General features: G+C 68.7%; 11 protein-coding genes. 2 read left to right on the forward strand and 9 right to left on the reverse strand.

Features of this window, described 5'->3' with window-relative positions:
* Positions 1-252: 252 nt before the first annotated feature.
* On the reverse strand, positions 253-1,149 hold the full coding sequence (gene phhA, locus K0H49_RS03840) for a phenylalanine 4-monooxygenase (protein WP_219209805.1): 897 nt from the start codon (positions 1,147-1,149) through the stop codon (positions 253-255).
* A 2-nt stretch (positions 1,150-1,151) separates the two neighbouring features.
* On the reverse strand, positions 1,152-2,240 hold the full coding sequence (hppD, locus tag K0H49_RS03845) for a 4-hydroxyphenylpyruvate dioxygenase (RefSeq protein ID WP_219209806.1): 1,089 nt from the start codon (positions 2,238-2,240) through the stop codon (positions 1,152-1,154).
* Positions 2,241-2,361: 121 nt separating this feature from the next.
* Here hppD and K0H49_RS03850 point away from each other — a divergent pair, with 121 nt between their 5' ends.
* A complete protein-coding gene (locus K0H49_RS03850; protein WP_183023974.1) occupies positions 2,362-2,844 on the forward strand; it encodes an Lrp/AsnC family transcriptional regulator in 483 nt (160 codons plus the stop codon).
* A gap of 27 nt (positions 2,845-2,871) precedes the next feature.
* On the opposite strand, the gene K0H49_RS03855 is transcribed toward K0H49_RS03850, so the two are convergent.
* The 3 genes from K0H49_RS03855 to K0H49_RS03865 all read right to left on the reverse strand — a co-directional run bounded on the left by K0H49_RS03855 (position 2,872) and on the right by K0H49_RS03865 (position 16,199).
* Complete coding sequence (locus K0H49_RS03855; RefSeq protein ID WP_219209807.1) at positions 2,872-7,098, reverse strand: OmpA family protein; 4,227 nt, start codon at positions 7,096-7,098, stop codon at positions 2,872-2,874.
* Positions 7,099-7,160: 62 nt separating this feature from the next.
* Positions 7,161-14,819 (reverse strand): SdrD B-like domain-containing protein, encoded by a 7,659-nt coding sequence (locus K0H49_RS03860; protein WP_219209808.1) that lies wholly within the window; start codon positions 14,817-14,819, stop codon positions 7,161-7,163.
* A gap of 714 nt (positions 14,820-15,533) precedes the next feature.
* The gene (locus K0H49_RS03865; protein ID WP_374122301.1) at positions 15,534-16,199 is read right to left on the reverse strand and encodes a response regulator transcription factor; all 666 of its coding nucleotides are present in this window, start codon (positions 16,197-16,199) and stop codon (positions 15,534-15,536) included.
* A gap of 162 nt (positions 16,200-16,361) precedes the next feature.
* Between K0H49_RS03865 and K0H49_RS03870 the strand changes: the two genes are divergently transcribed.
* Positions 16,362-18,476 carry a sensor histidine kinase gene (locus tag K0H49_RS03870; RefSeq protein WP_219209810.1) on the forward strand — a complete coding sequence of 705 codons (2,115 nt, stop codon included), beginning with the start codon at positions 16,362-16,364 and terminating at the stop codon, positions 18,474-18,476.
* 45 nt (positions 18,477-18,521) lie between these two features.
* Here K0H49_RS03870 and K0H49_RS03875 read toward each other — a convergent pair whose 3' ends face one another.
* From K0H49_RS03875 to K0H49_RS03890, 4 genes are read right to left on the reverse strand one after another with little or no spacing between them, the layout of a single operon-like run.
* Positions 18,522-19,229 carry an ABC transporter ATP-binding protein gene (locus tag K0H49_RS03875; protein ID WP_219209811.1) on the reverse strand — a complete coding sequence of 236 codons (708 nt, stop codon included), beginning with the start codon at positions 19,227-19,229 and terminating at the stop codon, positions 18,522-18,524.
* A complete protein-coding gene (locus tag K0H49_RS03880; protein WP_219209812.1) occupies positions 19,222-19,980 on the reverse strand; it encodes an ABC transporter ATP-binding protein in 759 nt (252 codons plus the stop codon). Before K0H49_RS03880 ends, K0H49_RS03875 begins: the two co-directional genes overlap by 8 nt.
* The gene (locus K0H49_RS03885) at positions 19,977-20,978 is read right to left on the reverse strand and encodes a branched-chain amino acid ABC transporter permease (protein WP_219209813.1); all 1,002 of its coding nucleotides are present in this window, start codon (positions 20,976-20,978) and stop codon (positions 19,977-19,979) included. Before K0H49_RS03885 ends, K0H49_RS03880 begins: the two co-directional genes overlap by 4 nt.
* Entirely contained in the window at positions 20,978-21,850 is an 873-nt protein-coding gene (locus K0H49_RS03890; protein ID WP_219209814.1) for a branched-chain amino acid ABC transporter permease, read from the reverse strand. Before K0H49_RS03890 ends, K0H49_RS03885 begins: the two co-directional genes overlap by 1 nt.
* Between the last annotated feature and the right edge of the window lie 217 nt (positions 21,851-22,067).

Consider the following 22,067-nt stretch of genomic DNA (forward strand, 5'->3'; position numbering starts at 1 on the left):
AGGCAACGCGGCACTTCGTGTCCGCTTCGCCCTCCCCCTTTCGGGGGCGACACCAGCGGCCCGGCAAAGCCGGTTCCGCGGTAGCACCTGGCTCTCCCCCGAAGGCTCGCGGCACTTCGTGTCCGCTTCGCCCTCCCCCTTCCGGGGGCGACACCAGCGGCCCGGCAAAGCCGGTTCCGCGGTGTCCCTGGTAAAGAAAAGAGAGAGAGAGAGAGAGAGGGAGAGGGCGCGACGACGACGGCGGCTGCGCGCTCAGGCCGGCTTGGCCTGCTTGCGCTTGGCGTCGTGGTATTGCCCCGTGCCGCGCTCCAGCACGCGGTCGCCGGGCAGCACGTCGCCGGGCTGGTGCTCGGGTTGGCCGGCGATGCGGTCGTAGATCGGGGCGAAGTCGATCTTCGCGAGGTCGAGCAGCTGGGCCAGGCTGTCGATGACGAAGTAGCTTTCCTGGAAATCGTCGATGCGGTAGTTCGTCCGCATCACGCGTTCCAGGTCGAAGCCGATGCGGTTCGGCGAGGCGTCCTCGAGCGAGAAGACGCTCTCGGTGCGCGAGGACGCGATGCCCGCGCCGTAGATGCGCAGGCCGTCGCGCTGCTGGATCAGGCCGAACTCGACCGTGTACCAGTAGACCCGCGCCAGCTTGTCGAGCACGCCCAGTTCCTTCGCGCGCAGACCGCCCTGGCCGTAGGCCTGGATGTAGTCGGCGATCGAAGGGTTCATCAGCATCGGCACATGGCCGAACACGTCATGGAAGACGTCGGGCTCTTCCAGGTAGTCGAGCTCGTGCGGCTTGCGGATGAAGTTGCCCGACGGAAAGCGCCGGTTGGCCAGGTGCTCGAAGAACACCTCGTCGGGCACCAGGCCCGGCACCGCCACCACCTGCCAGCCGGTGCGCTGCATCAGCACCTCGCTGAGCTCCTCGAAATCGGGAATGCGTTCGGCGCCGATCGGCAGGTTCTTCATGCCCTCGACGAATTCGTCGCAGGCGCGGCCGGGCAGCAGCTTCGTCTGGCGATCGAACAGCGTCTTCCACACCGCATGCTCGGCCGGCGTGTAGTTGCTCCAGCCCTGGTCGATGGTCCAGTCCGGTCGCTCGGGCGGGGCGGCATCGCCGGCCGCGAGCCCGTGCTTGGTCGCTTCGGCGGCCAGCATGTTCAGGCCTCGGTGGTGTCCAGCACGCCGCGGCGGATCTGGTCGCGTTCCAGCGATTCGAACAGCGCCTTGAAGTTGCCCTCGCCGAAGCCTTCGCGGTAGTTGCCGCGGCGCTCGATGAACTCGAAGAACACCGGGCCCAGCGACGGGGTGGAGAAGATCTGCAGCAGCAGGCGCGCATGGCCGCCTTCGGTGGTGCCGTCCATCAGGATGCCGCGCGACTGCAGTTCCGCCACGTTCTGGCCGTGGCCCGGCAGGCGGCCGTCGAGCATCTCGTAGTAAATGTCGTTGGGGGCGGTGGCGGTCTGCACGCCGGCCAGGGCCAGCTTGTCGACCGCGTCCTTCAGGTCGTCGCAGATCAGCGCGATGTGCTGGATGCCTTCACCGTTGAACTGCATCAGGAACTCCTCGATCTGGCCGCCGCCCTTCTTCGATTCCTCGTTCAGCGGGATGCGGATCATGCCGTCGGGCGCGGACATGGCCTTCGACGTGAGGCCGGTGTATTCGCCCGAGATGTCGAAGTAGCGGATCTCGCGGAAGTTGAACAGCTTCTCGTAGAAGTCGGCCCAGAAGGTCATGCGGCCGCGGTAGACGTTGTGCGTCAGGTGGTCGATCAGCTTGAGGCCGTGGCCGACCGGGTGGCGGTCCACGCCCTCGATGAATTCGAAATCGATGTCGTAGATCGACTTGCCTTCCTCGAAGCGGTCGATCAGGTACAGCGGCGCGCCGCCGATGCCCTTGATGGCCGGCAGGCGCAGTTCCATCGGGCCGGTGGCGATCTCGATCGGCTGGGCGCCGAGTTCCAGCGCACGGTTGTAGGCCTTGTGGGCATCCTTCACGCGGAAGGCCATGCCGCAGGCCGAGGGGCCGTGCTCGGCGGCGAAATAGGCGGCCGCGCTCTTGGGTTCGCGGTTGACGATGAAGTTGATGTCGCCCTGGCGGTACAGCACCACGTCCTTCGAGCGGTGCTTGGCGACGAGCGTGAAGCCCATCATCTCGAACACGGGTTCGAGCACGCCCGGCGTGGGGGATGCGAACTCGACGAATTCGAAGCCTTGCAGGCCCATGGGGTTCTCGTACAGATCAGCCATCGTGTGTCTCCAGGAAATTCAGGTGGGGTTGCACTCGATGCTAGGCCCTCGTCACACACGATTCCTGCAACTTGCAGCCGCGCCAAGGCAGGTGACGCACGATTCCTGCAAAATAGGGCGCATGAGCGCTCCAGTCGAACTCGACACCATTGATTTGCGCGTGCTTCGCGCGTTGCAGGCCAACGGCCGCGCCACCTACGACGAGCTGGCGGCGCAGGTGAGCCTGTCCTCCTCCGCCACGCTCCGGCGCGTCAAGCGGCTGGAGGAATCGGGCGTGATCCAGGGCTACGTCGCGCTGCTGCGGCCCGAGCGCGTGGGCCTGCCGCTCACGGCCTACATCAACGTGCGGCTGGAAAAGCACACCGAGAGCCACAAGCGCAACCCGATGGACGCCTTCCGCGCGTCCATCCAGGGCTGGCCCGAGGTGATCGAGTGCGCCTCGCTCACCGGCGACATGGACTACCTGCTGCGCGTGGTGGTGGCCGACATGGCGCACTACTCGCGCTTCGTGATGGACACGCTGCTCAAGCATCCCAGCGTGCAGGACTGCAAGACCAGCTTCGTGCTCGACAAGGTCAAGACAACGACGGCCCTGCCCATCTAGCCCCCGCCCGCAGCGGGAGCCGCCGGATCAGAACTTGCCGAGCACGTTCAGGAAGAAGCCCTTGCTGCGGTAGCTCAGGTCGGTCAGGTCGTCGGAGTAGTCGGTGAAGTTGTAGCCCACGCCGACCTTGAAGTTCTCGTTGACGTGGTAGTACCCGGCCGTGAGCCAGCCGGTCTTGCGGTCCTGCAGTTCCTTGGCACGCAGCGAGCGCAGTTCCAGCATCCAGTCCCAGTTGCGCACCAGCTTCCAGTCGACGCGCACCACGGCGAGTTCGGCCGTGCTCTTGAGCCAGGGCGCCGAGCTGTCGCGGCTCATGCGCAGGTCGCCGCGGCGCCAGGCGTACTTGCCGCCGAGGGTCCAGCGCTGGTTGATGTCGTAGGTCGCATCGACCGCGAACACGTGGCTGCGCTGCTGGTAGTCGATGCCGGTGCTGTTGACCGTGCCCATGTTGCTGTCCAGGCCGGTGTTGACCACCTGCCCCGGCGACGAGAGGTCGTAGAGGAAGGTGTACTTGAACAGCAGGTTCAGCTTGTCGTTGAGCGCCGGACGCAGGCCGTAGCCGATCATGGCTTCGGTGTACTTGGCGGCGTTGAGCGCGCCGGTGCTGCTGTCGCTGTCGGCCCAGTTGAGCTTGCCGATCCAGCGCGCGTCGCGGTCCACCTTCCAGCTGAAGGAATTCTTCAGCAGCCAGCTGGTGCGCTCTTCCACGGCGCCGGCGTCCTTGCGGTACTCGATGCCGCCGCTGTACTTGACGGTCTCGCTCGAGTAGCCGGCCGTGGTGGCCACGGCCTCGCGCTTCATCACGCCCAGGGTCTCGGCGCCGATCCAGCCGTTCTCGAAGTTCACGCCGAAGGTCCAGCGCGTGTCGGGCGCGTACTGCACGCCGTAGGCATGGGTCAGGCCCGGCTGGGTGCCGGTGCTCTGGCGGTGCTCGGTGAACAGCGTGAGCCCGTCGCCGACGCGCGAGCGCGCACCGGTCACGAGGTTGCCGCCGCGGCCGATCAGGTTCTCGTCGGTGCGGCCGGTGTCGGCCACGTAGGTCATGTAGACGCTGGAACGGTCGTCGTACTGGTAGTCGACGCCGGCCTTGCCGGCCGCGCCGCCGTCGCCGCCCGAGACCTCGGCGCGCAGCGCCAGCTTGTCGGTCACGCGGTACTTGCCGCCCAGGCCCAGGCGGTCGTTCTCCTGCCGCGTGCCGGTCGTGCGCAGGCTCTTCTGCGCGAAGCCGTAGAGGCTGTAGCGTTCGGCGCCGGTGTACTCGAGCTGCACCGCGGCATCGGTGCGCTCGCCGTGCACCGCCTGCGTGCTGGGCAGCGAGGGGCTGGTGATGACCGAGTCGCCGCTCTTCTCGTCGTGGCGCAGGCCCAGGCCCAGCTTCCACGCCGGCGCGAACTGCCAGCCGTACTGCACATCGAGCACGTCGCTGTTGTAGCCGTCGCGTTCGTCGCGGCGGTCGGCCTTCAGGCGCAGTTCGCCGGTCTCGCCGATCGGCACGTTGGCCGAGGCGCCCACCTGCGTGGTCTGGTTGGTCGCGTACTGGCCGGGCGCGGAGAAGCCCGCGTCGCGCGACTGGGTGTAGGCGCCGATGCGGCCGCCCGATGCGATGCCGAAGTCGCGCAGGTCGCTCTGGCCTTCGAGGCGCCAGGCGTTGGCCCGGCCCGTCGGCCCGTTGCCGAACTGCGTCGAGCTGAAGTTGAAGCCGCCGTCCAGCGAGTTGAGCTGGTGCGTGCCCGGGCCTTCGCTGCGCGCCACCTCGGCCTTGAGGTAGGTGCTCTCGGTCTTGCGCAGCGTGATGTCGGCACCGGCCAGGCGCTGGTCGGCGCCGATCTGGTCCTGGCGCGCGGCGGTCACGCCCACGCCCACGTGGTCGTTGGCCCACCACGACACGCGCGCGCCCGTCGCCATGGTGTCGAGCGAACTCGTGAGCGGCGTGTATTCGTAGTCCACCACCAGGTAGACCGGCATGCCCGCGAAGCCGCCGGCGCGCACCAGCGAGCCGTCGTCGGCCAGGCTGGACAGCGGCGAGGACAGCAGCACACGGCCCTGCAGGTAGTCGATCTCGTAGTCGGAGGTGGGCACCAGCTGCGAGCGCTTGAGCACGAAGCCCGAGTCGCGGTCGCGGATCTCGATGCTCACGCGCTCGGCGCCGCGCGTGATGTCCTGGTTGCGAAGGTAGTACAGCGAGCCGCCGGTGCCGCGGAATTCCTCGCGCGCCGCCAGCGTGCCGGGCTCGGCCGCATAGGCGTCGACCTTGAGCCGTGCCTCGCCGAAGGAGGTGGTCTCGTCGCCCAGGTAGCGGCCGTAGAAGCCGTAGAGGCCGCGGCTGATGCGGGTCAGTTCGGTGTCACCGAAGTTGAGCTTGAAGTTGCCCCACATGGCCTGCGAGCGCCCGTCGTCCACGCGCAGGTAGAAGCGGCCCTGGGTCGGAGCGTCCTCGATCGAGGTCGAGTCGTCGCCGAAGGTGCTCCACGACTCGGTCGGGTCGAAGCGCCGGAACAGCGAGGTCGGGTCCTTGTGGTCGAGGTTGCGGAACATCTCGTCGAGCGGGCGCTCCTCGGTGTCGAGGCTGGCGGTCAGTGTCCAACGGTCGTTGAGCTGGCCCTTGGCGTAGCCTGCCAGGCGGCCTTCGCTCCAGCTGCCGCCGCCGTAGCGGTTGCGGTCGTTGGTCACCAGCGCGGCCGGGCCGCTGACGCTGTTCTTGCCGATCGTGAGGTCGGCCTGGCCGATGAAGAACCAGTCGCTGGTCGGCAGGTCGAAGTCGCGGCGGTAGATGCGCGAGGCGCCCTGCGCGTCGACCACGGCGATCTCGCCGGTCTGCACGCGGCGCGGCACCAGTTGCTGGAACACGAAGCGGCCGTTGTCGTCCACCGGCACCGAAAAGCCCAGTGCACGCACCGTCTCGCCCGGGCGGATCGACGCGCCGCTGGCGGTCACCGTGCCGGCCTGCAGCGGGATGTTGGCGATCGCGAGGTTGCTCTTGCCGTAGGCCTGCAGCAGCTCGCGCTCGGGCTCGGGCGTCTTGAGGTCGGGCACGTGGCGCTCGGCCACCGACAGCGACAGGTCGTCGGTCTCGTCGAAGCGGCCCTGGCGGTCGTAGACGCGCAGGCGGTAGTAGATCTTGCCGCCGCCGGCGTCGGCATGGCGTTCGAGCAGGCCCGCGGGCACGGTCCACTCGCCGCGCATCTCGGCGTCGAGCGGCACGGTGGCCAGCGGACGGCGTTGCATCACGTCGTTGGCGGTGAACAGGCGCAGCTCGGCCTTGGCCGTGAACAGGCGGTAGTTGCTGTAGCCGGCGAAGCGCACGGTGTCGCCGGCCACCACGGTGGCGGGCCAGGCCGAGGCGCTCAGGCGGCGCGGCGCCGACAGGTTGTCGTACTGCAGGCGCAACTGGTTGCGCTCGAGCTGCACGTCGACGCAGCGCTGGCGGTCGGCGCTGGTGGCGGCGATGCCGTCGGCGCCCAGCAGCTGGCCGTCGACCGTGATGCGCAGCGGCGCCTCGTCGGTGCCGAAGGCCGTCAGCGTGCCGCAGGCCGTGGGGTCGGTGGCGGGCGTGCCGGGGCGCACGATGGCCGGCGTCACGTCGGTCCAGTAGACGCGCACCTCGACGCGCCGGTTGGCGGCCCAGTTCGCCGGGTCCTGCGCTGGCGTGGACAGCGGCTCGCTCTCGCCGCGCGAGGCGGCGCTGGCCGCGCTCGCGGGCAGGCCGAGCTGCTGCGTCAGGTAGCGGCCCACCTGCTCGGCGCGCGCCAGGCCCAGGGCCCGGTTGTCGGCGAAGCGCGGCTGCAGTTGCGGGCTGATGCGCTGCACGTCGGTGTGGCCGACGATCTCGAAGCGCAGGCCGGTGCGGCCCTTCACCTGCGCCACGATCTGGTCGAGGCGCTCGCGGTCGTCGGGCCGCAGCAGGTCGGCACCGGAGGCGAAGCGCGGCGTGCTGCTGTCGCTGCGCGGCGTCTGCTGCGCAGCGATGGTGCTGGCGGGCGTGCCGCCCACGAGCTCGCGCTTGTCGCCCAGCACGAAGACCGCCTGGGGCAGTTCGCGCTCGGCGCTGCGCGGGATCACGTCGGTGCCGGAGATCTCCACCGCGCGCGGGTCGGCCGCACTGCGGTCGAGCATGCGGCCGCGCACTTCGGCACTGCCGTGGCGGGTGTCCGATCCCGAGGTCTGGGCCGGCGTCTGGGCCGCGGCCCATCCCATGGCGAAGCAGGCACTGGTGACGGCGCTCGCCAGGGCGATGCGCTTCGGAAGCTTTCTCATGGAGGCTCGCTGGGTCGAAATCTGTTGCGGGGTGTCGTTCATGGCGGTGTGTACTCCGGGCCTCATGGCTTCACGGAGGCGGGCACCAGCTCGACCTCGATGTCCAGGTTGAAGAGAGGCGCGTCGTCCTTGTCGGCGCGCTCGCGGCCCAGCTGCTTCCAGCGCGCCAGCAGGTCGGCCTTGAGCGCCGCCGCACGGGCCTTGCCCAGCGACGCCGGCTCGCCGGCCGTGGCGCGGTAGGCCAGGCGCAGCACCGAGGGCTTCTCGGCCAGCGCGGTCACGGTCTGTGCGATCTGCGCTGCGTGTTCGGCGCGCAATGCGGTGCCGCCGGCTTCGAAGGCGTTCGACTGCAGGGCCAGGCGCACCACGCGGTGCACGGTGGCGCCGAAGTTGACCTTCAGCACCTTGCCGCGCGTGGCGCGTTCGGCCGCCGGGTTCTCGCTGGTGGTGCGATAGCCCGAGGGCAGCGTGCGTTCGTCGACCTTGAGCACCAGGTTGCTGCCGGTGCCTTCCTTCGGGATCGCGGCGCAGGCGATGTGGTAGCGGCCTTCGGCATCGGTGGTCACCAGCACGCCGTTGACGGTCGCGACGCGCACGTTGGCCAGGCCCGGCTCGCCGTCGTCCTGGTAGCCGTTGGCGTTCTTGTCGTCGTACACGGTGCCGATCACGTCGGTGCAATCGAAGAGCGCATCGGGGATCACGCGCACCGCCGCCGTGGCGAGGTTCGACAGCACGCGGCCGCCCACGCCCTGGTTGACGATCACCTGGTTGACGTACTCGCCCTCACCCACGCCCACGCCCACGCCGGCGACCATCACGTATTCCTTGGTCTCGTTGCCGGCGAAGTTCTGGCCGGGCACGATCAGCTGGCGGCCGTTGACCTGCGGCACCACAGGCAGCGCCACGCCACCGGGCAGCGTGCGCACCGAGAGCGAGCCCTGCACGTAGCGGAAGCCCGGCGGCAGCGTGTCGACCACCGCCAGGTTGCTCAGCGGCACGCCGCGCGTGTTGCGCGCCGTGATGCGGTAGGGCAGCAGCTCGCCCTTCTTGACCGTCAGCTTCGAGGTGGTCTTGCGCAGCTCGATCAGGGTCGAGTTGGCCGGGTCCAGCGGGATGTTGTTGGCCACCACGCGCTGTCCGCCGCCCGAGGGCATCTGGAAGCTCAGGTAGTAGCCTGCACCCGCGACCAGCGCACCGCCCGGGCTCATCACGCAGGGGTTGGTCTGCGCCGGCGTCGGGCCGTTGGCCGGCGCCGAGCAGTTCTGCGTGCCGAAGGTACCGGCCGCGGCCGGGAAGATCGACGACGGCAGGTAGGCGCCCGGCGGCGTGATCGCCAGCCGGTACTCGCCCGCCGGTGCACCCGGCAGCAGGAAGAAGTCGTAGCCGCCGGCCACGCCGGTGGTATAGCTGTCGCGGCCGTCCAGCAGGTGCTGGGCCGGGTCGAAGCCGGGCGGGCCGACCAGGGTCACGACCGCGCCGGGCACGGGCGTGGCGCTGATGCTGTCGTACACCACGCCACCCGGGTCGTATGGCAGGTCCTGATGGACGATGTTGGCGCCCGGCGTCACGCGCACCTTGATCGTGTAGCGCGGATCGCTGGCCGGCAGCGTCGGGTAGGCACCGCCCGCGCCGTTCTGCGCGGGGTCGGTGGGCCAGGTGCCGCCGACGATGCGGCCGTCGGGGGTGCGGAAACGCACGCGGTACTCGCCCGGCGTGAGGTCGCCGAAGCGGTAGCTGCCATCGGCGGCCGTGACCACGCTGTACTGCGGCACCAGCGCGTTGTCGGCACAGCCGTTGCCGCCGTCGGCGCAACGCATCAGCTCCACGGTCCAGCCTTCGCCGCCGCCCTCACCGCCGTCCTTGGTGCGGTTGTGGTTGGCGTCGAGCCACACGTTGCCCGAGAGCGCCGCGGGCTGGTTGCTGCGTTCGCTGAAGTCGTAGCCCGTGCCGTCGACGGCCGGGGTGTTGAACTTCACCACGATCACGTTCGGGCCCTGCGCCGTGCCGCCCAGCGTGCCGGGCTTGGCGATGCCCTCGTCGTAGCCCTGGGGCTGCGTCTCGGTCAGCGTGTAGCCGTTGCCGTCGGGCATCGGCAGGTTGGGCAAGGTGTACTTGCCGTTGGCGTCGGTGACGACGGTGCGCGTCACCGGGTTGCCGGCCGCGTCGGTGCCGGTCAGCGTGATGGTCACGCCGGCGATCGGCAGGTCCTGCGGATCGCGCGTACCGTTGCCGTTCGCGTCGTTGTAGACCGTGCCGGCCAGCGAGGCGCCGCGTTCGCCGAAGTTGTAGTCGTCGCCGTTGCCGCCCGCATAGGCGATGGCGCTGATCACGTCGTTGCCCAGCGTGCCGCTGCGCACGCCCTCGAGCGTGCCGACCGCGTCCAGGCCGTCGGCATAGGTCACGGGTTGCGTCTCGCGCAGGGTGTAGCCCGCCGCGTCGGCCGGCAGCAGGCCGGTGAAGACGTAGCGGCCGGTGGCGTCGGTGAGCACGGTGGCGTTCACCACCAGGCCGCTCGCGGAGCGACCGGTCAGCGTCAGCGTCACGTTCGGGATGCCGGGCTCGCCGGGCTGGCGCACGCCATCGTTGTTGCCGTCGACGTAGACCCAGCCGGCGATCTGCCCGCCGAGCTCGCCGAAGTTGTAGTCGATGCCCACCTCCTCCGAGGCCAGCACGATGTCGCCGATGCGGTCGTTCACGCCGCCGGGGTTGGCGGTGCCGCGCGGCACGCCGCCCACGGTGCCGACGTTCTCCTTGCCGTCGGCCACGCCGGCGGGTTGGGTCTCGTCGATGCGGTAGGTGCCGGGCAGCAGGGTCTTCGTGCTGTAGAGGCCGTCGACGTCGGTCGTCAGCGTCTGCGTCACGGTGTTGCCGAGGTAGTCGATGCCGGTGATGGTCACGGTCACGCCCGCGATGCCGGGCTCGCCCGCATCGCGCACGCCGTTGGCCGGCGCCACGTCGGCATAGACATGGCCCGACAGGCTGGCCGGCTTGACGGCCGAGAAGTTGTTGCCGGTGGAGCCCGCGCCGATCGCGCCCAGCACGATGTTCTCGATCACGTTCGAGTTCGAGCCCTTCGGGCCGACGGTGGTGCCGTTGGTGCTGTCCCGCGTTCCGCCCTGCTGGCTGCCCGTACCGCTGACGGTGCCGGCATGCGTGAGGCCCGGCTCGTAGCCCACGGGCCGCGTCTCGGTCACGGTGTAGGTGCCCGGCGCGAGGTTGGGGAAGCTGTAGTCGCCGTTGGACGCGGTGGTGGTCGTGCGCGAGACCGGGTTGCCGTTGGTGTCGGTGCCGCTCAGCGTGACGGTCACGCCGGGCAGGCCGGGCTCGGTGCCGTTCCGCACGCCGTCGCCGTCGCGGTCGTAGTAGACGCGGCCGCCGATGCCGCCCGGCACCAGCTCGCCGAAGTAGTAGGTGCCTTGCGACAGCGGCGGCGCCGTGTTCGAGACCGTCACGTTGGTGATCGAGTTGCCGCCGCCGGTGGGCGACACGACGCCGGGGTTGCCGTTCGCGTTGGCCTTGCCCGGCGCATAGTTCGCGGGCTGGGTCTCGGTGATGGTGTAGCCGGTGCCGTTCGACGGCGGCACGTTGCGGAACTCGTAGCCGCCCGGCGTGCCGGTGGCCACCGCCGGCAGGTCCACCGGGTTGCCCGCGGCGTCGGTGCCGGTCAGGCGCAAGACGACGTTGGGGATGCCCTTCTCGCCGGCTTGCGGCAGGCCGTCGTTGTTGTCGTCGATGAAGACCTGCACCGGGATGCGGGTCAGCACTTCGCCGAAGTCGTAGCCGGTCGCGGCCACGCCCGAGCCCAGCGCGATGGCCGTGATCTGGTCGCTGGTCGCGTTACTGCCGCCCGCACTGCCCACGGTGTCGGGGCCGTCGGCGAAGTTCGCGGGCTGCGTCTCGGCCAGCGCGTAGGTACCCGGCAGCAGCTTCTGGAAGTTGTAGTCCCCGGTATTGGCGGCCGTGGTGGTGGGGAGCGCCGTGATCGCGTTGCCGAACATGTCGGTGCCGCTCAGCGTGACCGTCACGTTGCCGATGCCCGGGTCGCCCGCGCTCGAGGCGCCGCTGTAGTCGAAGTCGTGGTAGACCCGGCCTGCGATGGACGCGGCCAGCACCTCGCCGAAATTGTTGTTGACCGAGGCGCCGCCGACGCCCAGCACGATGCCTTGCACCAGGTTGGCGTTGGAGCCCTTCGGCCCGTTCGTGACACCTGCGCCGGTGGTCGGCACGTTGCCGGGCTTCGAATCCGTACCGACGACAGTGCCGGCACTGGTGATGCCCGGCAGGAAGGCCGCAGGTTGGCTCTCGGTCACGGTGTAGGTTCCAGCCGGCACGATGAAGGACCAGTTGCCCTGGCCGTCGGTCGTCGTCGTCATCGTGGGCACAGCCTTGCCCAGCGCATCGAACCCAGTGAGCGTGAGGGTGACGCCGTCAATGCCCGGTTCACCCGAGTCGAACCCGCCGTTGCCGTTCTGGTCGTGGTAGACGCGGCCGCTTACCGTGCTGTTCTTCACGGTCACCGTGCCGGAACCGAAGTTGTTGCCCGCGTCCGGTTTGTCGCCACCGTTGGTGTCGCCGGAGCCCCGGGTCACGATGCTGGCGGTGTTCGTGAAGACCTTGTCGTGCGCGGGCAGGCTGCCCGGTGTGAAGCGCACCGGGATGCGCACCGTGGCCGCGCCGCCGTCGGGCATCGAATCGATGGTGCAGGCCACGCTGTTGCCGCCGACCGTCGCGACGCACTTCGGCCCGACTGGCGTGAAGGTGCCACTGGTCACGGTGAACACCGGCTCCGCGGCGATCTGCATGCCGTCGGGCAAGGTGTCCCTGAAGATCGTGTCCTCGGCCGCCTGCGGACCGTTGTTGTGCACCTTCACCAGCCAGTCGAAGACCTGGGTACCCGCGACTTGTGTGATCGGCGTCGTGTCGCCGCTCGCGACGGCCTGTTTGCTGACCACCTGAACGTCGGCCTTCAAGCGGAAGGTCGTCGTTTCCTCGTCCCTGTTGTTGCCCTGCGGATCGTATTGGTTGAGCGATGTGTTCAGGAAGGCGACTGCGACGTTGTTCTTGAAGACGCCCTTGCCTACGCCCCTGAGCACCACCTCGAACTCCAGGCTGTTCGGCTCGCCGGTCGCGGTCTTCTCGTCATTGCCGCCCAGTGCAGGCACGCTGAAGACGATTTTTCCGCCCGACTTGCCAACGGACACGCCGGAGAGGTCCGGCGCAATGCCCGCGGGCCCTTTGGCCGAGACAAAGGTCGGCGCGGCTTGGTCAGCAATCGTGCCCGAGCCCTCTTCCGGCAAGAAGTCGGTAAGCACCACGTTCTCCGCCGTCGAAGAGCCGTTGTTCGACACGATGATCTTGTAGGTCACGTCGTCGCCCGAGTTCGCGGGGTCGACGTTGTCGGTCTTCTTCACGACCAGGTCATAGACAGGCTTGGTGATCGTCGTGGCTGCAGAGGCCGCGTTGTTGAGCTTCGCCGTCTCATGCTCCGGAGTGTCCGTCTCCACCCTCACCGAGTTGGTGATGGTCGTGTCGTTCGGCACCCCCAGTGTCGCCAGCGGCCGCACCTTCACGCGCACGTTCTGTTGGTTCCCGAGAGACATGCGGGGCCAACTGCAGACCAGTTGGTTGTTGGTCGTCGCACCGGTCGCAACCGTGGTGCTCGGCTTGGTCGTGCAGCTGCCACCGGCATCGGGCTCGGCCGAAATGAACATCAGGTTCGGCGGAAGCGTGTCCGTGATCTTGACGTTGTAGGCCGTGCTGTAGCTCTTCTGGGCAAGTTTGAGGTTGCTAGCGGTCAGCGTGTAGGTCAGCAGTTGGCCGGCCGGCACCGACGGAGGGTTCGCACTCTTCGCTACCGCCACGTCGACCAGCGCCGTGAAGTGGGCGGTCGCGGTGGCTGTGTTGTTGTCGAGCTTGTTGTCGGCAGGGGTCGCCGCGAGTGCCTTCGCCTTGTTTTCGATCGAGAACTTGTGATCGGTGCCCGAAGTGCCACTGCCGTAATGCGCCACATCCACGTGGAGCATCGGGCACTGGGGCAGCGGGCCGCTCGGATCGGTGCTGGCGCGGCAGACCGGCAGTGTCGTGATGCGACAGTCCTGGAGCGATGTCCGGCCATCGTCGCCTGCCGCAGGGACGGCGCAACTGCCTTCGAAGGTGACGCCACCGGGCACCTTCGAGACGGCACTGATGGTCGAAGCCACCACATCGACGAAGTTGTCGGTAATGGCCACCTGCTGGGCCACCGATTGACCATCGTTGATGATCTCGATTTCCCAGCGCACCGCCTGGCCGGCTTCCTGCGGGTTGCTGTCGGTACTGCCCTTGCCGATCACGCGTTTGAGAATGCGCACGTCGGCTTGCGTCACCGACGCGTCGACGCCGGTGCCGAGCCCGAGGCAGTCGTTGCCCGGGTTGCCGTCGGGATCGATGCCCGTGCGCAGCGCCACGTTGACGCAGGCCGTGTTGAGGATCGCGTTGCCTGGCGGCATCGTCGGGATCCGGGCCGGGACGTCCACAGTGCCTGCCCCGGCGCCCGGCTCCAGGTCCTGTGCGAGCGTGCGCACACAGGACACGGTGGCCGGTCCCACGACGGGATAGGCGGTTGGCGTCTTGCCGTCGACCTGGCAGGTGAAGTTGCCGCCAGAGGGCAGCGCCGTGATGTTCACGCCGGCCGGCACCCGGTCGACCAACGTGACCGTGCTGCCAGCCACCAGGCGGGTGCCGCCGAGATTGGTCGCGCTCAGCACGTAGCTGAAGGGGGCGTCCAACGGTGCGTTCTTCTGGCCTGACGAAAGGCTCTTGCCGACGATGAAGTCGGTCGACGAGCGGGCCACGTCGGCCGCGACCGATCCGTCGGCCGTGCCGCCCAGCGGACCGGTCGATTTGACCGTCGCGGTGTTCGTGATTCCCGTGCCCGCCGCGATGGCGGTCACGGGAATCCGGATCGTGCCCAGGGACATGTTGGAGCCACCGGCGCCGCCGATGTCGGGGCGCGTGCAGCTCACGAGCTGGCCGGTCACCTTGCAGTCCCAGCCGCCCGACACCTGCACAGGCTCCCGGATCTGGAAGTTCACAGGAATGGTGTCGGTGACCGTCAGGCCGACCGGCGGACTGCCGCTGAAGCGGGGCGCCAGCGTGAATTCGAAATTCTGGCCGGTCAGGATCTGGTCGCCGTTGTGGCGCTTGTCCATCGACAGCACGCTGCCGGGCCCGACCGTGGTGTTGGCCGTCGCCGAGTTGTTGTCCGCGTTGCCGTCACCGACCTGGCCAGCGACCGGCGACACACTCGCCTGGTGGCGGATGTTGCCGGAAGCGGCGCTCACGGTGCCGGTCAAGGTGATGACCCGGGGCGTATTGAGCGCCAAGGCGCCGATGTCGCAGATCAACGAATTGATGGCGATCCTGCACCCCGTGGGCGCGGTGGAGACGCTGAACCCCTGTGGAATCGGATAGTTCAACACCGAGCCCGAACTGCTGTCCGGCCCGTGGTTGACAAGTGTGAAAACGACCGACTGGGTGCTGCCGCTGCCCGCCGCAGTGGGCGCCGTCAGGGTGAGGCTGATGTCCGCGCCCTCGTTCACCGTGATCGTCTTGGCCGATGGCAGGTTGCCGCCCTCGGGCGTGGCCGTCACGATGAGCGTGCCGCGGGTCACGGTCTGCAGTCGCACCTCGAACCCGAGCACCTCGTCGACGGCGAAGGTGATGCCCGAGCAAGTGACCATCCCCGGCCCCTGATTGCCTTGCGCCACAGTCGAGGTACAACGGCCTGATGGCACGTTGCCAGTTCCTTGGTAGAGCGTATCGGCCGGAATCGTGAAATTGAACGAGGTGCCGGGGGCACCGACGGCGCTCCCGTTGTCGTTTGCAACGCGGATCGTGGTGGTGACGACTGCGCCTGCCGGGACGATCGCCGGCACGGGCTCCACGCTGGAAATCTGCGTCGCGGCCTGTGCCGCGCCGGCCAGCAGGAGCGAGGAGGCAACAAGAACGGCGAAGCGCCTGGCGGCGTGCGCGGCGGCGGCGAGGCCCGTGAAGGAACGGGCTCTCGAAATACTCAGGATGGTCATTGCGTGCGGTCGGTCATGAGTGACGCCGCCCGGGTGCCGCGCATGGCGCGCGACGTCCGTCTTGGGCGGCAGTGCTCCGAAACACCTCCCTGCGCGGTCAAGCGCGTTGCGGGGGAGGCCTTCGACGGCCGCGATTGTTCTTTTACATCCCGGTTACATTCAAACCGAGTTATTGACACTTATTGACACTTATTGACATCCGGGAATACTTTGGAATTCCTCAAATGCAAACTGCCCCTGCAATAGCGAATCAATTCCACTGAAAACCGGAAATACCGCACACTTTTAAATGCCAGATGCGCAGCACGGCATGGCGGCCCGAAGGTTCCGGGCTCCGGTTCTTTGCCGATGGGGCGGTGCTGCGTTCTTCTACTTGGCCAGCACGTAGCCGGTGCCGCGCACCGAATACAGGGGCAGGCGCATGCCCAGTTTGCGGGCCTTGCGGCGCACGCGGCTGGCGATGGCGTCGACGCGGTGGCCATCGAAATCGAACACGTCGCCGCCCAGGGCCAGGATCAGGTCGTCCCGGCTCACCGTCTGACCGCGGCGGCGGAACAGGCAACCCATGAAGGCGCGTTCGCTGGTCGTGAGCTTCATTTCCTGGCCGCTCGGATCGCTCAGGATCCACTCGCCTTCGAGCAGGCGCCAAGGCGCGGCGCGGGCTTCGGACGCTGGCGGCACGTCGACCGCCGGCGCGGCCGCGGCGGCCGGCGCGGCTGCGACCGGGAGCCGGCGCCCCAGGGCGTTCAAGGTCTCGGCCAGCTCCTCCATGTGCACCGGCTTGACCAGGTAGGCGTCGGCGCCGGTGCGCAGGCCCAGCAGGCGCTCGTCGAGCTGACCGCGGGCCGTGACCAGCACCACGCCCACGCCGCCCGCGGCACGCAGGTGCGAGACGATCGACAGCCCGCTCTCACCGGGCAGCCCGATGTCGATCACCGCCACATCGCAGGGCGTCAGCGCAAAGGCCTTGTAGAACTCGGGCGCAGCGGGAAAGCCGGCGGTCTGAAAACCCAGCGCAGCCAGGCTAAAGAGCATTTCTTCGCGAAGATCGTCGTCGTCTTCGACGACATGAACGCGCAGGTGCCGTGGTGTGGTGATAATTTTCATCATTGTTAATAAATTGTAATTACCGCCTTTCGGATGTGCTCGAAAGAAATCCGCTCCGATTCGCCCGCTGGTTTGAATTCCTTCTCCCCCATGCCTTTTTTCCTGTTGCTGTGGCGCTGCATGGCGGTGCTGTGCCTGTGTCTGGCCGCACCGGCCTGGGCTTCGCCCACGCTGATGCCCTCCGACGGCCTGGAGCGTCCCGTGCTGCTGACCGGCGCCCTCGAGGTCCTCATGGACCCGTCGGGCACCTGGGACATCGAGGCCGTCAGCCGGGGCCCGCAAAGCCAGGGCTTCCGGCCACTGTCGGGCCCGCTCGCGGCGGGCTTCACCCCTGACGCGGTCTGGCTGCGCTTCGCGCTGGCCCGCGCGCCCGACACGCCTGCAGCCTGGCTGCTGCGCCTGCTGCCGCCCCGGCTGCAGGAGGTGACGCTGTACGCGCCGGACGGTAGCGGCGGCCACGTGGTGACCCCGCTCGGTGCGAGCGTGCCTTTCGCGCAGCGCGAGATCGCCGACCACCACTTCGTCTTCCCGATGGCCGTCGGTGTGCAGCCCGCCTCCTACTACGTGCGGCTGCACACCGAGAGCAGCGCGATGCAGGCCCAACTCGAACTCTGGCAACCTGCGGGCTTCGAACGCGAACGCAGCATCGACTACGTCTTCATCGGTGCGCTGCTGGGCGCCGTGGCGCTGGCGATCTGCATGAACCTGTGCTTCGGGATATGGCTCGAAGACAGCCTCTACGCGCACTACGCGCTCTACCTGTTCGTGATGTGCGCGCTGCTGGTGCTGCGCATGGGCTATGCGGCGCAATGGTTCGAGCCCGCGCGCACCCTGCCCTTCGACCAGGTCATGCTGGCGGTGCAATGCCTCTTCAACGCGGTGACCACCTCGTTCATGGCGCGGATCTTCGGCTTTCGCCGCCACTTGCGCTGGGCCTCGCGCTGCTTCGACTTCGTGGTCGCGTTCAACCTGGCGGCCCTCGCCCCGGTGCTGGCGGGCCACCCTGCCGCGGTCGCCCCCTGGCTCGCCACCGGCAGCCTGGTGTCGACGCTGTTCGGCGCGCTCGTGGTCTGCTACCTGATCGGGGTGCGGCGGCATTTCCGGTACCTGCTGCCGGCCGCCGCCTTCTCGGTGGGCACGCTGCTGGGCCTCTACGCCATGCTCCAGAGCTGGCTCGGGCATGCGTTGCCCGGCAGCATCGGCGAGGACATCCATCTGCTGGGCGCGATCACGCACCTGGTGCTGCTGAACGTGGCGGTGGCCGATCGGACCCGGCATGCGGAGCGCAACTACCGCGCCGAGAAGGAGCGCGCGTGGTCCATCAAGCGCAACGCCGAGCAGGCGCTCGAGGCCAAGGTGACCCAGCGCACCGCCGAACTGGCGCGCGCCAACGTCGCGCTGCGCGAGGAGATCGAGAAGCGCGGCCAACTCGAGACGCGGCTGCTGCAATCGATCGAGATCAAGCGCAACGCCATCAAGCAGCAGCACGAGTTCGTCTCGATGGTGTCGCACGAATTCCGCACGCCGCTGGCAGTGATCGATGCGGCCGCGCAGTCGCTCGACATCTCCGCGCTCGGCGCCGACCCGATGCTGAAACCGCGCACCGCGAAGATCCGGCGCTCGGTGCAGCGGCTCTCGATGCTGATCGAGAACATCCTGACCGCCGACCGGCTGCAACTCGAACAGCGTCCGCTGCGACTGGAGCCCGTGGATGTCGAGTTGCTGCTGCGCGGACTGTGCGACACCTTCAACATGCCGGGCGCGCGGCGCCTTCGGCTCGAGGCCCGGGTCCGTGCGCCCGAAATCGAGGCCGACCGCTCGCTGCTCGAGATCGCGCTGCAGAACCTGATGCACAACGCGCTCAAGTACTCGCCCTCCGAGCGCGGCGTGAGCGTGGTGCTGAGCCGCACGCAGCACAGCATGCCGGACGGCACGCCCGACGGCGTGGCCATCGACGTGATCGACCACGGCAGCGGCGTGGCGCCCGACGAGGCGCAGCACATCTTCGAGCCCTACTACCGCTCGGCCAGCATGGCGAAGGTGCCGGGTTCGGGCCTGGGGCTGCACCTCTCGCGCGAGATCGCGCGCCGGCATGGCGGCGAGGTGAGCCTGGTTGCCACCGGTGAGACGGGCTCGACCTTCCGCGTGGTGTTGCCGACCACGCCACCGCCACCGCCGCCACGCTCGGACTTCGCGGCCCTGTAGGCTTTCCCAGGCGCCCTTCAGGCGAAGTTCAGCGGCGTGGAAGGTTCAGCGCGCCACGCCCAGCAGCCGGTCGAGCAGCTCGGGCTGCGCGCGCAGCGCGGGCGCGCTCGAGGCATGCACCACGCGACCATGGTCGAGCACCACCGCCTCGTCGGAGATCGCCAGCACCGCCTGTGGATGCTGCTCGACGATGATCGCGGCCAGGCCCTCGGCCTGCGTGATGCGGCGGATCGCGCGCAGCAGTTCTTCCACGATGATCGGCGCCAGCCCTTCGAGCGGCTCGTCGAGCAGCAGCAGCCGCGGGTTGAGCACCAGCGCGCGGCCGACCGCGAGCATCTGCTGCTCGCCGCCCGACAGTTGCGTGCCGAGGTTCATCTTGCGTTCGGCCAGGCGCGGGAACATCGCGTAGACGCCCTCGGGCGTCCATTTGCCGGGGCGCTGCACCGACGTCAGGTTCTCGTGCACCGTGAGCGACTTGAAGATGTTGCGCTCCTGCGGCACCCAGCCGATGCCGGCCGCCGCGCGGCGGTGCGGCGCCAGCCGGTCGAGCACGGTGCCGGCCAGCGCGATGCGCCCGCCATGCTGGCGCGTGACGCCGGCCAGCGTGTTGATCAGCGTGGTCTTGCCGGTGCCGTTGCGGCCCAGCAGCGCCAGCGTGCGGCCCTCGGCCAGCGCGAAGGACACGCCGTCGAGCACCACCGCCTCGCCGTAGCCGGCGCGCAGGTTCTCGATCTGCAGCAGCGTTTCACTCATGCGTGGCTCCATGGCCCAGGTAGACCTCCTTGACGCGCGGATCGGCCGCGATGGCCTCGGGCGTGCCCTCGGTCAGCACCGCGCCGTTGACCAGCACCGTCATGCGGTCGGCAAAGCCGAACACCAGGTCCATGTCGTGCTCGATCAGCAGCACCGTGACTTCGGCCGGCAGCGCGGACACGGTCTGCAGCAGCTCTTCGCGCTCGCCCGCGGGCACACCGGCCACCGGCTCGTCGAGCAGCAGCACGCGCGGCTCGCAGGCCAGCGCGATCGCGATCTCCAGCAGCCGGCGCTTGCCGTAGGCCAGCTGCTTGGTGGGTTGCCGCGCGACGTCGGCCAGATGGAACTGTTCGAGCAGCTGGGCCGCGCGCGCCGTCACCGCCTTGGAGGAGCCCAGCGGACGCCACCATTGCGCGCCGAGGCCCTGGTGCTGCGACACGACCAACGCCAGCGTCTCGAGCGGCGTCATCGAATCGAAGAGCTGGTTGATCTGGAAGGTGCGCACCAGCCCGCGCGCCACGCGCTTGTGCGGCGCCAGGGTCGTGATGTCTTCGCCCAGCAGCGTGATGCGGCCTTCGCTCGGCGTGAGCACGCCGGTCAGCTGGTTGATCAGCGTGGTCTTGCCCGCGCCGTTGGGGCCGATCAGCGCATGGCGTGCGCCGCGCTTCAATTCCATCGACACGTCATGGGTGGCGGTGATGCCGCCGAAGCGCATCACCAGGCCATGGGTGGAGAGCACGGTGTCGCTCATGCCGCGCCCCCCTTCTTTTTCTTCGCGCCGGCACCGAACCAGGTCCAGGGCTTGAACAGGCGGTCGCGCCCCACCAGCACCAGCAGTACCAGGATCAGGCCGATCCAGAACATCCAGTACTGTGGCGTCACGGCCGACAGCCAGGTCTGCAGCAGCTTGAACACGATGGCCCCCACCACGCCGCCGTAGAGCCAGCCCACGCCGCCGATCACCAGCATCAGCAGCACGTCGGCCGAGCGGTCGAAGGCCAGCACGTCGAGCGAGGCGAAGCCCGTGGTCTGCGCCAGCAGCGCGCCCGCGGCACCGGCCACGCCGGCCGCGAGGGTGTAGATGACCGCGACCCGCGACACCACCGGAATGCCGATGGCCATGGCGCGCAGCCGGTTGTCGCGGATCGCCTTGAGCGTGGCGCCGAAGGGCGAATGCACCAGCCGGCGCATCAGCAGGAACAGCAGCAGCATCACGGCCAGCGAGTACCAGGCGGCCGTGCGGCCGTACAGGTCGAACTCGAACAGGCCGAGCACCGGCCCCATGACCACGCCCTGCAGGCCGTCGGCGCCGCCGGTGAGCCAGTCGAGCTTGTTGGCCAGTTCGAGCAGCAGCAGCGCGGTGCCCAGCGTGACCATCAGCCGCGTGAGGTCGCTGCCGCGCAGGATCGTCACGCTGGCGACCAGGCCCAGCAGCGCCGACACCACGGTCGCGAACACCAGGCCCACGGTCGGGTCGGGCATCACGAGCTTGGCGAACAGCGCGGCCGCATAGGCGCCGAAACCGAAGAAGGCCGCATGGCCCAGCGACACGATGCCGGTGTAGCCCAGGATCAGGTCGAGCGACATCGCGAACAGCGCGACGATGGCGATCTCGTTGACCAGCAGCGAATGCGAAGGCATGACCAGCGGCAGCGCGAAGGCCGCGGCCCAGGCCACGAATTCGAGCGGGTGCCAGCGCGCCTTGCGCAGCAGGGCCGACTGGAAGTCGGCGGCGGAAGGTGCGCCCATCAGCGGCCTCCCTTGCGGGTGAACAGGCCCTGCGGGCGCCACATCAGGATCAGGATCATCAGCAGGTAGACGGTGAACGCGCCCATCTTCGGAATGAAATACTTGCCGGCCACGTCGGCCACGCCGAGCAGCAGCGCGGCGGCGAGCGGCCCGGTGATCGACGAGGTGCCGCCGACCGAGACCACGATCAGGAAATAGATCATGTACTTGAGCGGGAAGGTCGGGTCGAGCCCCAGGATCTCCGCGCCCAGCGCGCCGCCGAGCCCGGCCAGGCCCGAGCCGACCGCGAAGGTCAGCAGGAACACGCGGTTGACGTCGATGCCCAGCCCCGAGGCCACGCGCGGGTCGTCGACCGCGGCGCGCAGCCGGCTGCCGAAGCGCGTCTTCGACAGGATCAGCTGCAGCACCACGGTGAGCACCGCGCACACCGCGACGATGAACAGCCGGTAGTGGCCCATGCCCAGCATCCAGGCGCCGTCGCCGAGTTCGGTGCGCCCGCGCAGCCACTCGGGCAACTGGATGTTCTGCTGCGAGGAGCCGACGAAGTAGTCGATGGCCGCCACCGCCATGAAGGTCAGGCCGATGGAGAACAGCACCTGGTCGAGGTGCGACTTGCCGTACATCGGCCGGTAGAGCGTGCGCTCCAGCAACGCGCCGGCACCGCCCACCACCACGAAGGCCAGCGGCAGGCACAGCAGGAACGGGATGCCCAGCTTCTGCATCGCGAACACCGTGAGATAGCCGCCCGCCATGGCGAACGCGCCGTGTGCGAGGTTGATGAAGTTCATCAGCCCCAGCGTCACGGCCAGCCCGACCGCGAGCACGAAGAGGAGCATGCCGTAGGCGATGCCGTCGAAAAGAATGGTCAGCATGTCAGTTTCTACGAAGCTGTTTCAAGGCCGGTTCGGGACGCGTGCACAGGCCATCGGGCACTCCCCTCCGCGAATGTCCCCCGGGGGCTGCGCCCCCTCCTCCTTCATTTCGCTGCGGGGAGCACCCGATGCCCTGCGCACGTGGATGCGCCAGGGCCTCATCGCCGTCGATCGACGACTGCGCCTCTCGATCTCGTCGATGGGGTGCCTTGCGCAG

Source organism: Variovorax boronicumulans (genome assembly GCF_019352895.1).
GTDB lineage: Bacteria > Pseudomonadota > Gammaproteobacteria > Burkholderiales > Burkholderiaceae_C > Variovorax > Variovorax boronicumulans_A.